7 protein-coding genes are annotated in these 12,846 nt (G+C 64.1%); 4 read left to right on the top strand and 3 right to left on the bottom strand.

Annotation, left to right across the window (positions count from 1 at the left end):
* The first annotated feature begins 11 nt into the window (after positions 1–11).
* The 4 genes from QMK50_RS25455 to QMK50_RS25440 all read left to right on the top strand — a co-directional run bounded on the left by QMK50_RS25455 (position 12) and on the right by QMK50_RS25440 (position 6,623).
* The gene (locus QMK50_RS25455; RefSeq protein WP_320334323.1) at positions 12–1,220 is read left to right on the top strand and encodes an LLM class flavin-dependent oxidoreductase; all 1,209 of its coding nucleotides are present in this window, start codon (positions 12–14) and stop codon (positions 1,218–1,220) included.
* A gap of 4 nt (positions 1,221–1,224) precedes the next feature.
* Positions 1,225–2,808, top strand: a complete 1,584-nt coding sequence (locus QMK50_RS25450; RefSeq protein ID WP_159995303.1) for an ABC transporter substrate-binding protein — start codon at positions 1,225–1,227, stop codon at positions 2,806–2,808.
* Between the two features lie 120 nt (positions 2,809–2,928).
* Positions 2,929–5,511 (top strand): TonB-dependent receptor, encoded by a 2,583-nt coding sequence (locus QMK50_RS25445; RefSeq protein WP_159995301.1) that lies wholly within the window; start codon positions 2,929–2,931, stop codon positions 5,509–5,511.
* Between the two features lie 20 nt (positions 5,512–5,531).
* Positions 5,532–6,623: an LLM class flavin-dependent oxidoreductase gene (locus QMK50_RS25440; RefSeq protein WP_095169918.1), complete on the top strand. Its 1,092-nt coding sequence runs from the start codon at positions 5,532–5,534 to the stop codon at positions 6,621–6,623.
* A 396-nt stretch (positions 6,624–7,019) separates the two neighbouring features.
* Here the strand turns inward: QMK50_RS25440 and QMK50_RS25435 are convergent, their stop codons facing one another.
* The 3 genes from QMK50_RS25435 to QMK50_RS25425 form a co-directional block, all read right to left on the bottom strand.
* The gene (locus QMK50_RS25435; protein ID WP_320334322.1) at positions 7,020–8,048 is read right to left on the bottom strand and encodes an IS110 family transposase; all 1,029 of its coding nucleotides are present in this window, start codon (positions 8,046–8,048) and stop codon (positions 7,020–7,022) included.
* Positions 8,049–10,193: 2,145 nt separating this feature from the next.
* Entirely contained in the window at positions 10,194–12,002 is a 1,809-nt protein-coding gene (locus QMK50_RS25430; protein WP_320334321.1) for an ABC transporter ATP-binding protein, read from the bottom strand.
* Positions 11,999–12,838 carry an ABC transporter permease gene (locus QMK50_RS25425; RefSeq protein ID WP_320334320.1) on the bottom strand — a complete coding sequence of 280 codons (840 nt, stop codon included), beginning with the start codon at positions 12,836–12,838 and terminating at the stop codon, positions 11,999–12,001. Before QMK50_RS25425 ends, QMK50_RS25430 begins: the two co-directional genes overlap by 4 nt.
* Positions 12,839–12,846: the final 8 nt, after the last annotated feature.

The following is a 12,846-nucleotide window of genomic DNA, read 5'->3' as shown; positions in this document are numbered from 1 at the left end:
GAGCCTTCGTCATGAGCATTGAATTCTTCACCCGCCTGCCCCTGCATGGCGAAACCCAATACCTCCCCGGCGACCCGCGCAACCGTGGCGACTGGCATCGCGGCGGTCCGAGCACCGGTGCCGTGTCGGCGTTCAGCGTCGGTGATCACTTCACCTACATCGACTACCTCGGGCAGATCGCCAAGGCCGCCGAGATCAACGGCTTTGGCGGCGCACTGATGGTCAACGCACCGTCCGGCGAAGAGCCATGGACAGTCTGCTCGCTGCTGGCCCGCGAGACCCGCACGCTGAAATTCGTCACCGCGTTCCAGCCCTATCACTACACGCCCTGGGTCGCGGTGCAGCAGGCCGCGACCTACCAGCGCGCCACCGGCAATCGCCTGGTGTGGAACATCATCAATGGCGGCTCGGATGCGATCCAGCGCCAGGTCGGCGACTTCAGCGATCACGATGAGCGTTATGCACGGGCCATCGAGTTCATGGACGTGGTCAAGGGCTATTGGCACAACGAAAACTTCCACTACGACGGGCGCTTCTACAAGGCCGAGGGTGGTGGCCTGCGCGGGCCTTTGAAGAAAGCCGAACTGCCGCTGATCTGCACCGCCGGCTCGTCGATTGCCGCGCGGGAATTTGCCGCCAAACACGCGGACTTCTACCTGATGCGGGCCGAGCATCCGGATCAAATCGCCGCGTTGATCGCCGACATTCGCCAACGCGCACTGCAGTACGGGCGCAGCGACATTCGTTTCGGCCTGTCGATCGACGTGATCACCCGCGAGACCGAAGAACTGGCGCGCACCGAGGCCAAGCGCTTCTTCGACGAAGGCCTGGCCAAGGGTGCGGTCAAGGCCGTGGCCGCCCATGCCGGGCTGCGCACCGCGCGCAAGCTGAGCTATGAAAGTGACTTCGCAGAGAAAGCCCAGACCCAGGACTTCGAAGACTTTTTCATTCACCCCAACGTCTGGACCGGCTTTGGCTACATCGGCATCCCGCCGGGCTGCGCGCTGGTCGGCAGCTACGAAAACGTGGTGGCGCGGATCCGCGAGTACCACACGCTGGGCATCGACCTGTTCTTCCTCGCCGGCTACCCGCACCTGGAAGAAGCCTATCGCCTGGGCGAGCACATCCTGCCGCACTTTCGCAACGAACGCGCCGCCCTGAGCCGCACGCCCGAACCACTGCTGCAACTGCGCTCGGCCAACGGCCCGACGGGAGCCTGAGGCCATGGACAACGATCATGCATGGCTCAGCCGCCGCGACTTTCTCGGCCACAGCGCCCTGCTCGGCGGCGGTCTGCTGTTGGGCGGTGGCCTGCTGAGCGGCTGCGGCCCGGACAGTCAACCCGCCGCCACAACCACCGCCAGTGACCAACCGCGCTATGGCGGTCGCCTGCGCCTGGGCATTCTCGACGGCAACCAGAGCGGCAACCTCGACGCCCATAAACCCATCGGCAGCGGCATCGTTCGCGGCTTTGCCCTGTACAGCAAGTTGTGGGAGTGGGACGAACAGATGCAGCCACGCCTGGCCCTGGCCGAGTTCGCCGAACCGAATGCCGACGCCAGCAGTTGGACCCTGCGCCTGCGCCCGGGCCTGGAGTTCCACCACGGCAAGACCATCGATGCCGACGACCTGATCTTCTCCATTCGCCGCCTCACCGATCCGCAGCTGGCCTCGCCCTACGCCGCGCTGCTGCACTGGGTCGACCGCGACAACCTGGTCAAGCTCGACCAACGCACCGTGCGCCTGAATTTCCGTGAAGGCCGCAGCTACATGCCGTTGGCCGAGACCTGGGTCAACTTCGGCGGCATCGTGCCCGTGGACTATCACCCGGTCAGCAACCCGGTGGGCGCCGGCCCCTACAAACTGAAAAGCTTCACCCCCGGCCAGCGCTCGTTGTTCACCCGCTTCGAGAACTACTACAAGGAGGGCAAGCCCTACGCCGACGAACTGGAGATCATCGACTTCAAGGACCAGGTCTCACGCCTGGCGGCCCTGCGTTCCGGGCAGATCGACATGGCCAACGTGATGCCCACCGAACAGTTGCAAGTGCTGCAGCGCGACCCGCGACTCAGGGTGCTGAAATCGGTGACCGGCAACTGGTTGTCGTTCGACATGAACCTCGACAAGCCGCCGTTCAACGACCCCAGGGTGCGCGAGGCGTTTCGCCTGCTGGCCGATCGCGAAGAACTGGTGCGCCGCGCCCTCAACGGCCAGGGCCGGGTGGCCAACGACCTGTACGCGCCGAGCGATCCGACCTTCAACCACAGCCTCGGCCCGCGCCCCTACGACCCGCAACGCGCGGCGCAATTGCTCAAGGAAGCCGGCCATGAACACCTGGAACTGGAACTGGTGACCACCCCGGGACCGGGGCTGACCTCGGCACTGGTGCTGGCCGAACAGGCCAAGCGCATAGGCGTCACCTTGAAGGTCAGGCAGGTCGACCTGGCCACCTTCCAGGGGCCCCAGCGCAGCGACTGGACCCTGAGCACCGGCGGCAGCATCGGCGCGCCGTTCCTGGCCAGCGCGATCCACACCGACGCGCCCTTTGCCGTGGCGAACAAGACCCACTTCAACGACCCGCAGTTCAGCGCGCTGTTCCTGCAGGCCATGGCCCAGCCCGACCTGGAGAAGCGCAAGGCCCTGGTGCACCAGGTCCAGCAGATCCAGTACGAGCGTGGCGGCATGCTGATCTGGGGTTATGCCGACCTGCTCGACAGCGTCTCGACCCGGGTCGGTGGCGCCACGCCGGAAGAGTCTCTGTTCAGCACCTGGCGCTTTGAACGGCTGTGGTTGAACGACACCGCTTGACGCTCCCCCGCACAAGCCTTGTGGGAGCGGGGCTTGCCCGCGATGGCGTACTCAAGGTCGCTATCGCGAGCAAGCTTTGCTCCTACCACCCCCTTTGGATTTCAATCAGGCTCATTCGCCATGCCCTCTATCGCCTTTCGTTTGCCGGTAAAACGCTCTGCCCTGGCCATCGCGGTGCTGTCGACCCTGTCGATGCCCGCCTTCGCCGCCGACACCCAGTTGCAAACCGTCACCGTGCAAGCCAGCGCCAGTGACCCCGAGGACGATGCCCTGCCCACCCGGCCGTCGACCTCGGTCTACGGTGGCACCGAAACCAAAATCATCGACACCCCGCGCTCGGTCACCCAGATCAACCCCGAGCAACTGGCCAACGACCCGATCCGCAGCGCCGACGACCTGGTCAAGTACGCCCCGGGCATCACCCGCGGTGGCGGGCAGAACGCCGGGATCGCCCCGCAGTTCCGGGCCCAGGGCTCCGAGGTTTTCCAGGATGGCCAGCGCGCCTACGGCGTGCGTCACCCAGCCAACTTCAACGCCTACGAAGGTGCCGACATCGTTGCCGGGCCCTCCTCGGTAACCTACGGCTCGGTGTCCGGCAGCGGGGGCTACGTCAACTACCTGAGCAAGAAACCCAACTTCAACGAATTCAAGACCCGCCTCAGTGGTGAACTGGGCAGTTGGGTGCCGGACGGCGAGTCCCGCGACTCAAGCAAGTTCAGCGTCGACAACACCGGCCCCCTCGCCGACAACCTGGCCTACCGGCTGAGTATCACCAAACAGCGCCAGGAAGATTTCTACGACAACGTCGACAACAATTTCGACGCCTTCTATGGCGCCCTCGCCTGGCGCAACGACAACGTGCGGGTGGACTGGAACGCCAGCTACGACGACTACTACGACTACAACATCACCCACGGCTGGAACCGCGCCAACCAGGCCCTGGTGGACCACGGCAAGTACTCTGCCGGCCGGGCGACGCCGATCATCCAGAACGGCAGCAACTTGTGGTCGCCGGTGCTGGCGTCCGGCGCGGCCGATGCGCCGACCCTCGGCTGGGTCAAGCGCCAGCGTAACGCCCAAGGGCAGTACAACGTGGTCGACGGCAGCTTCCAGGCCGCCTCGCCCAACACCCAGGCCAACCCCGGCAGCCTGCGCGGCTGGGTCTATGACCCGAACCTGGCGGGCAACGGTCGCCAGTCGCTGTCGTCGCAGACCGGTCAACGCGACGAAGACCAAAGCAGCTCGCGACGCTTCACCACCCAGTTGCATGTCGAGGCCGACCTGTCGCCGACCGTGACCCTGGCCAACAGCAGCTTCTATCAGCGCTCGCGGGACAATACCGATGCCGTCGGCGCGTTCCAGGTGCAATCCAAGGACAACCTGTTCGACAACCGCTTCGAGTTACGCTCGCGCAACGAGCTCAGCCTCGGTGGCTGGACCCTCAGCGACGAGAGCAACAGCGGGCTGATCTACCGCCGCGAGTTCAACCAGTCGATCGCCGCCAACAACAGCTTCGGCTCGACCATCAACGCCTACGACCTGACCCAGGACCCCTCCGGGAAAAACCCCGGCGACCTGCTCGGTCTGGACAACCGCAACCCCGCCGGGGGCAACGCAGCGTGGATCGGCCAGCCGGGGGTAGCGCAGTTCTCCAACTACTACGGCTGGCTCAACCTGCCGCCGATGTACCCGGCCGGGCATGGCCTGTACGCAGAATCGGTGGCGCCCTACACCGCCGAAAGCACCTGGACCACCCAGACCCTGTTCAGCCAGCACAACCTGCGCTTGGGCGACCGTGTGGGCTTGAACATCGGTGCCAGCCGTAGCTGGATCGACGCCGAGATCGACAACCCCTTCGTCCTCGCCGGCGGCAACTCGCGTAAGGACAGCGACAACTACCGGCTGTTCTCGTTCCAGGTCAGCCCCTACGTCAAGCCCACTGAAAACAGCACCCTGTACTACACCTTCGACCGCTCGCTGGCAGTCAACACCGGGTTCTTCTCCAACGGCCTGGGCTGGGGCAGTGGCACCGGGGCCAACCAGCTCAATCCGCTGGCGTTCGAAAGCCTCAGCGTGCTGCATGAAGTGGGGCTGAAAGTCGAGGCCGTGCCCGACCAACTGTTCATGACCCTGGCGGCCTTCAAGCAGGAACGTGACCAGTCCCCCGACAGCAACAACAACATCGCCCGGCTGGTGATCAAGGGCGTCGAGTCGACCTTGCGCTACCAGCCGGACGATCACCTGCGCAGCGCCTTGAACCTGACCAAGCTCACCGCCTACAACGAGTTCACCACCCAGACCGGCTTCGCCTCGGCTGGTTTCGTGGCCGACAACGGCACCGTATTCGGCGACAACAACAGCCTCAACCAGCGGCCGTCCGGGCGTTTCGATGCGGTGCAGATTCCCGAGTACACCGCCAGCGGCTATCTCGACTACCGCTTCGATTCCGGCTTCGGCGCCGAACTGTCCGGCTGGTGGACCAGCAGTTGGTACCTGAACCTGAGCAAGACCGTAAAGATCCCCGACGAATACAACCTCGACCTCGCGGTGTATTACCGCCAGCCGCAATGGAGCACCACGCTACGGGTGCTCAACCTCACCGACGAGCTGAATTTCGTCAGTGGCCTGGCCGGCTCCACCAACACCTTCCTGCAACCGATGCCTGGCCGCACCCTGCTGGCCCAGGTCGACTACCAGTTCTGACCTCACCTTGGAGTAACCCTATGTCCATTGAATTTGTCGGCATGATTTTCCCCCGCCAGTGGTCCGAGACCCGCGGCGTGCGCAGTGCCGATTTCGACCTGGAATTCATCCGCCATCACGCCCGCGCCCACGAACACGCGGGGTTTGACCGGGTACTGATCGCCAGCGGACCCGGCAGCGCCGACAGCCTGCAGATCGCCGCCTACGCTGCCGCCCACACTGAGCGCCTGGGGTTCATGATCGCCCACCGCCCCGCCCTGAGCGCCCCCACGGTGGCGGCGCGCGCGTTTGCCACCCTCGACCACACCACCGGTGGCGGGCGCATCCGCCTGCACGCGATCACTGGCATCACCGCCGAGCCCCAGGAAGGCGACACCCTGCTGGACAAGACCGCGCGTTACCGGCGCACCGATGAGTACCTGGAGATTGTGCGGCGCACCTGGACCTCGGACGAACCCTTCGACTTCGTTGGCGAGTACTTCAACATCCAGGGTGCGTTCTCGCCGGTCAAACCGCTGCAACAGCCACACATTCCGATCTCCTTTGGCGGCTCTTCCGATATCGCCTACCAGATCGCGGTCAAGCATGCGGACTTGTACGCCTTGTGGGGTGAGCCGCTGAGTGGCGTGGCCGAGCAGATTGCCAAATTGAAGGCCGCGGCCCGGGTGGCAGGTGTGACGGCGCCGCGGGTGAGCCTGTCGGTGCGCCTGATTCTCGGCGCCACCGAAGCGCTGGCCTGGCAACGTGCCGAGCAGATCCTGGCGCAGATCAAGGCCAACCCACAGTTCGCCGCCGGCAGCCCCTGGCAAAAGCGCCTCAAGGGCACCGGCTCCGAACGCCTGCTGGCCGCCGCCGCCCTGGGCGACCGCCACGACCGCGCCCTGTGGATGCCCACCGCCACCGCCGTCGGCGCCTACGGCGACACCACCGCCCTGGTCGGCACCCCGGAAACCGTGGCCCAGGCCCTGCTCGACTACGTCGACCTGGGCGTCACCACCTTCCTCAACCGCGGCTACGACCCGCTCTACGACACCGTCGACTACGGCCGCTGGATCATCCCCGCCGTCCGCGAAGCCGCCGCCCGCCGCAATCCAGCAGCGAACAGCGCATAACCCAAGCCCCCCCCGTAGAAATTGCGCCAACCTTTGTGGGAGCGAGCGCCCGCTTGCGGCCTGCTCGCGAAAAGCCTGAGGGCGCCGCTGGGTGTCAGACTGCACGCGTCATCGTTGACGACCATCGCGGGCAAGCCCGCTCCCACATCTATGGTTACCCCCTTTTCTGCAATACTGTTTTTGATGTCGTGTTTGGCTTGCTTTCATCTATCCGGCGTCTGAGTGGGGGTGCTACCCCGCGCCTCGATGAGAATCGATGCCCAACGATCCTGATTAGTGAAACGGCCTTTCAGCCGTGTGGGAGCCCAGGGTTGTCGTCAGGCCGGTTGGCCGTTCACGTCATCAGTTATCCAGCATCGCAAAACCAGGTGGGTTGGTGCTCGGGTGACAGCGGGGTCAGGCGTTCATCGTGCTTGGCCCCGCATCGAATACAGTGTGGTGTGCCGCAATTGCCCAAGCGATCCTCGCCAATTTGTTGGCTAGCGCGCAGACCACGTGGTTGGAGTGATGGTGGGTCGCGATCAAATGACGGACCCACTCCGCCAGCGCGCCTTTCTGTCGATCCAGATGCATCAAGTAAACCCGGGCGCACTGGATCAGCAGCCGTATCTGGTTTCTGTCGCCACGTTTGCTGATACCTAAAAGTACAGTTTTCCCGCCCGTTGAATGCTGTTTGGGGACCAGGCCGATCGAGGCTGAATAGCCTCGGCCACATTTGAACTGCTTGCCATCACCCAACTCGGCAGCCAAGGCGCTGGAGGTGATCGGGCCGACGCACGGGATTGTCATCAAACGAGCAGCCAGATCATCTTCAGCGGCTTGGCATTCCAGTTCTTTGTCTAAGGATTTGATCTGTTCGTGCAAGTAATCAAAGTGGTCATGCATCCGTATCAGCAGCTTTTTGATCGGATCGGGAAGTGAACTCGCCTCAAGCAGCGCCGTGAGCTCGTTGATCGACTTGAACCCCGGAGCCAAGCTGATCCCGACTTCCAGGAGTGCTGCGTGAATCCGATTGACGGTCGCGGTACGGTCTTTGATGAACGAATCACGCGTTGAATTGAGCATGGCTAGCGCCTGTTGAGCCTGTGTTTTGGCAGGAACAAAACGCATCGTTGGACGGGTTGCCGCCTCGCAAATCGCCTCGGCATCGGCGAAGTCGTTTTTGTTGCTTTTGACATAAGGGCGCACAAGATGCGGCGCAATCAGCTTTGCCGTGTGTCCAAACCTTGCAGCCTGCTGCGCCATGAAGTGAGCGCCGCCACAGGCCTCCATCACAACTGTGCAGGGCTCGAGATTGGCCAAATGTTGGACAAGTGCTACGCGAGTGAATTTTTTGCGGTAAAGCTCATGACCTCGTTCATCCTGGGCGTGAAGATGAAAGGAGTTTTTACCCAGGTCAATGGCGGCGATAGCTACTTTGTTCATGACAATGGTCTCCGGTGAGCCCCCAGTGAAAGCTTAGTGGGCTATCACTGGGGGCGGCGGGGGTAACCATTTCATTAGTAATTTGCAGTGCTTGCAGATCCTGCATGCACCCACAGAACCTGTAGGAGCGAGCCCTGCTCGCGAAAAGCCTGAGGGCGCTGCTGGGTGTCAGACTGGGCGCGTCATCGTTGACGACCATCGCGGGCAAGCCGGCTCCCACAGTAATTTGCGGTGCTTGCAAATCCTGCATGCACCCACTGAACCTGTGGGAGCGGGCTTGCCCGCGAAAAGCCCGAGGGCGCTGCTGGGTGTCAGCCTGTACGCGTCATCGTTGACGACCATCGCGGGCAAGCCCGCTCCCACCGTTATTTGCGGTGCTTGCAGATCCCGCATGCACCCACTGAACCTGCTCGCGAAAAACCTGAGGGCGCCGCTGGGTGTCAGACTGTACGCGTCATCGTTGACGACCATCGCGGGCAAGCCGGCTCCCACAGTAATTTGCGGTGCTTGCAAATCCTGCATGCACCCACTGAACCTGTGGGAGCGGGCTTGCCCGCGAAAAAGCCTGAGGGCGCTGCTGGGTGTCAGACTGTACGCGTCATCGTTGACGACCATCGCGGGCAAGCCCGCTCCCACAGTAATTTGCAGTGCTTGCAGATCCCGCATACACCCACAGAACCTGTGGGAGCGGGCTTGCCCGCGAAAAGCCTGAGGGCGCCGCTGGGTGTCAGGCTGCACGCGTCATCGTTGACGACCATCGCGGGCAAGCCCGCTCCCACAGTAATTTGCAGTGCTTGCAGATCCCGCATACACCCACAGAACCTGTAGGAGCGAGCCCTGCTCGCGAAAAGCCTGAGGGCGCCGCTGGGTAGCAGCCTGTACGCGTCATCGTTGACGACCATCGCGGGCAAGCCCGCTCCCACAGTAATTTGCAGTGCTTGCAAATTCTGCATGCACCCACAGAACCTGTGGGAGCGGGCTTGCCCGCGAAAAGCCTGAGGGCGCTGCTGGCTAGCAGACTGTACGCGTCATCGTTGACGACCATCGCCGGCAGGCCGGCTCCCACAGTAATTTGCAGTGCTTGCAGATCCCGCATACACCCACTGAACCTGTGGGAGCGGGCTTGCCCGCGAAAAGCCTGAGGGCGCTGCTGGGTGTCAGACTGTACGCGTCATCGTTGACGACCATCGCGGGCAAGCCCGCTCCCACCGTTATTTGCAGTGCTTGCAGATCCCGCATACACCCACTGAACCTGTGGGAGCGGGCTTGCCCGCGAAAAAGCCTGAGGGCGCTGCTGGGTGTCAGGCTGCACGCGTCATCGTTGACGACCATCGCGGGCAAGCGCGCTCCTACAGTAATTTGCAGTGCTTGCAAATCCTGCATGCACCCACTGAACCTGTGGGAGCGGGCTTGCCCGCGAAAAGCCTGAGGGCGCTGCTGGGTGTCAGACTGTACGCGTCATCGTTGACGACCATCGCGGGCAAGCCCGCTCCCACAGTAATTTGCAGTGCTTGCAGATCCCGCATGCACCCACAGAACCTGCTCGCGAAAAGCCTGAGGGCGCTGCTGGGTGTCAGACTGTACGCGTCATCGTTAACGACCATCGCGGGCAAGCCCGCTCCCACAGTAATTTGCAGTGCTTGCAAATCCTGCATGCACCCACTGAACCTGCTCGCGAAAAACCTGAGGGCGCCGCTGGGTGTCAGACTGCACGCGTCATCGTTGACGACCATCGCGGGCAAGCCCGCTCCCACATTAGTAATTTGCAGTGCTTGCAGATCCCGCATGCACCCACTGAACCTGTGGGAGCGGGCTTGCCCGCGAAAAAGCCTGAGGGCGCCGCTGGGTGTCAGACTGTACGCGTCATCGTTGACGACCATCGCGGGCAAGCCCGCTCCCACAGTAATTTGCAGTGCTTGCAAATTCTGCATGCACCCACTGAACCTGTGGGAGCGGGCTTGCCCGCGAAAAGCCTGAGGGCGCTGCTGGGTGTCAGACTGTACGCATCATCGTTGACGACCATCGCGGGCAAGCCCGCTCCCACAGTAATTTGCAGTGCTTGCAAATCCTGCATGCACCCACTGAACCTGTGGAGCGGGCGCCTGCTCGCGATGGCGGTGGGTCAGGCAGCATCCAAGCCCACGCCTACAACACCCCCGCCAGCGTCGGCGAGTTTTCCAGCAGCGTGCGGGTGTAGGCTGCCTGCGGTTGGTCCAGCACCGCATCAACCCACCCCTGTTCCACCACTCGCCCGTGCTGGAGCACCACCACCCGGTCGGCGATGGCGCGAACCACACCCAGGTCATGGGTAACGAACAACAGAGTAAGCCCTTGCGCCTGCAACTGACGCAACAACGCGAGGATCGATGCCTGCACCGAGACATCCAGCGCCGACGTGATTTCGTCGCAGATCAGCAGGCGCGGCTGGCAGATCAGCGCCCGGGCGATAGCCACCCGTTGCCGTTCGCCGCCCGACAGGCTATGGGGGTAGAGCGCGCCGACCGAAGCCGGCAGCGACACCCGCTCAAGCACCGCCGCTACCCGCTGACGGGCCTCGTCACCCTTGATCCCGAAGAAATGCGCCAAGGGCCCGCTGAGGGTCTGTAGTACCGTCTGCCGGGGGTTCAACGCCCGGTACGGGTTCTGGAAGATGTACTGGATCTGGTGCCGGGACCCGGCCTCACGCTGCCGCGCCGCCAGGCTCAACTCCTGCCCGGCATAATACATCCGGCCTTGGGCGTTCTCCCCCAAACCCGCTACCGCGCGGGCCAGGCTGGTCTTGCCGGAACCAGACTCGCCGACCAACGCCAGGCATTCCCCGGGCGCCACGCGCAACGAGACATCGAACAACACCTGGCGGTCGTAGGCCACGTTCAGCCCCTGAATGTCGAGCAACGCCGGTCGCTCAACCACCTCCCCGACCCGCTGCGCGCCCTGACTGGCAATCAACTGCAACGCCTGCCGATGCGGGTCCAGGCACGCCACCTGCTGTCCTGGCGCGACCTCGTGCAACGCAGGCTCGGCCAGCGCACAGGCGGCAGTGCGCCGCGGGCAGCGTGCGGCGAAACCACAGCCGACTGGCCGCTGCCCCGGCGCTGGGGCGTGCCCGGCAATCGCCGCCAGTTCGCGGCGCTGCGCCACATCCGGAATCGCCGCCAGCAAGCCCCGGGTATAGGGATGGGCCGGCCGGCTGAACAGCGCTTCACGGCTGGCGGTCTCGACGATGCGCCCGGCGTACATCACCATCACCCGGTCCACCAGGTCCTTGATCACCGCCAGGTCGTGGGACACATACACCGCCGCGACCCCCAGGCTTTTGCACAGCCGGCGCAAGGTGGCGAGGATGTGGGCCTGGGTGCTGACGTCCAGGGCGGTGGTCGGTTCATCCAGTACGATCAACTTCGGGCGCAGGACAAACGCCAGCGCCAGCATCACCCGTTGTTGCTGGCCGCCGGACAGTTGGTGGGGAAAGCGCCGCAGGAAGTCCGGATCATCCGGTAGGCCGACGTCGCGCAAGGTCTCGCTGATGCGCTGGCGTTGCGCGCTGCGGTCCAGTTGCACCTGGTGGGCGCCGAGGGTTTCGCGCAGCAGGTTGCCGATGCGCAACGCCGGATTCAACGCCGTGGCCGGGTCCTGCGCCACATAGCCGATCAGGCTGCCCCGGGCCCGGCGCAAGGCATCGCCCTGCAAGGTCAGCAAGGCCTGCCCCGCCACCTCGACCCGACCGCCAACAATCCGCGCACCGCGTCGGGCGTGGGCCAGCAATGCCGTGGCCAGGGTGGTCTTGCCGGAACCCGACTCCCCCACCAGGCCGAGAATTTCCCCAGCCTGGACACTGAACGACACCCCGGACAGCACATCGACCTGCCCTTGCAGCTCGACGCGCAAGTCGCTCACCTGCAGCACCTGGGTGCTGAGCTTGTCTGGTGATTCAAAGCCTGCGAGCGCATTCATGGCTTTTCTCCAATCCGTGAGCTGCTGCGGCCGATGCCCTCGGCCAGGATGTTGATGCCATAGGCAAAGATCCCGATCAGCACCGCCGGCGCCAGTACGGCCCAGGGCTGCACCAGCAATCCGGCCTGGTTTTCATTGATCATCAAGCCCCAGTCGGCAGTCGGCGGCGCCACGCCGTAACCGAGGAAGCTCAGGCCCGACAGCATGCCCACGCCCCAGGTCAGCATGTTGCCGAAGTGCACCAGCAGCGGCGTGAGGATGTTCGGCAGGATCTCGCGGAACAGGATCCGCCAACGCGAATAGCCCATCATCTGCGCGGCCTCGACAAACTCCTGGCCGGCCACCGCCACCGCGCTGCCCCGGGCCAGACGGATCACCCCAGGGGTGAAGGCAATCGCCACGGTAAGCACGATCAGCCACGGCGCGCGGCCGAGCATCGAGACGATCAGCAGCACCAGGATCAAGTCCGGAAACGCCAGCGAGACATCCGCCAGCCAGGTAATCAACTGGTCCAGCCGACGCCGGGAAAACCCCGCCAGCAAGCCCAGGGTGCTGCCCACCAGCAGGGCGATCGCAGCGGCGGCCACGGACATCCACAGCACCGACCGACCGCCATTGAGCAGGCGCGACAGCACATCGTGCCCGAGGAAGTCATAACCCAGCCATGCCCCGGCCGTCGGCGCCCCATAGACCGTGCCGAGCATGTCGGTCGGCCCATGGGGCGCCAGCCAGGGGCCGCACAGCGCGAGGGCAATCACCAGCAGCGTGATCACCGCGCCTTTGCGGGTTTGCGTGTGTGCCAGCCAGTGCCAGCGAGTCGCGGATAAGTCACGCATGCAGCACC

The sequence above is a fragment of the Pseudomonas sp. P5_152 genome (assembly GCF_033989915.1).
Classification (GTDB): Bacteria; Pseudomonadota; Gammaproteobacteria; order Pseudomonadales; family Pseudomonadaceae; genus Aquipseudomonas.
This window is presented reverse-complemented; position numbering and strand designations above follow the sequence as displayed.

What these genes read in the sequence shown, in the direction of transcription:
- QMK50_RS25445 (WP_159995301.1), top strand. Translation starts at nt 2,929, where the DNA reads ATGCCCTCTATCGCCTTTCGTTTGCCGGTAAAACGCTCTGCCCTGGCC.
- QMK50_RS25450 (WP_159995303.1), top strand. Translation starts at nt 1,225, where the DNA reads ATGGACAACGATCATGCATGGCTCAGCCGCCGCGACTTTCTCGGCCAC.
- QMK50_RS25435 (WP_320334322.1), bottom strand. Translation starts at nt 8,048, where the DNA reads ATGAACAAAGTAGCTATCGCCGCCATTGACCTGGGTAAAAACTCCTTT.
- QMK50_RS25430 (WP_320334321.1), bottom strand. Translation starts at nt 12,002, where the DNA reads ATGAATGCGCTCGCAGGCTTTGAATCACCAGACAAGCTCAGCACCCAG.
- QMK50_RS25455 (WP_320334323.1), top strand. Translation starts at nt 12, where the DNA reads ATGAGCATTGAATTCTTCACCCGCCTGCCCCTGCATGGCGAAACCCAA.
- QMK50_RS25425 (WP_320334320.1), bottom strand. Translation starts at nt 12,838, where the DNA reads ATGCGTGACTTATCCGCGACTCGCTGGCACTGGCTGGCACACACGCAA.
- QMK50_RS25440 (WP_095169918.1), top strand. Translation starts at nt 5,532, where the DNA reads ATGTCCATTGAATTTGTCGGCATGATTTTCCCCCGCCAGTGGTCCGAG.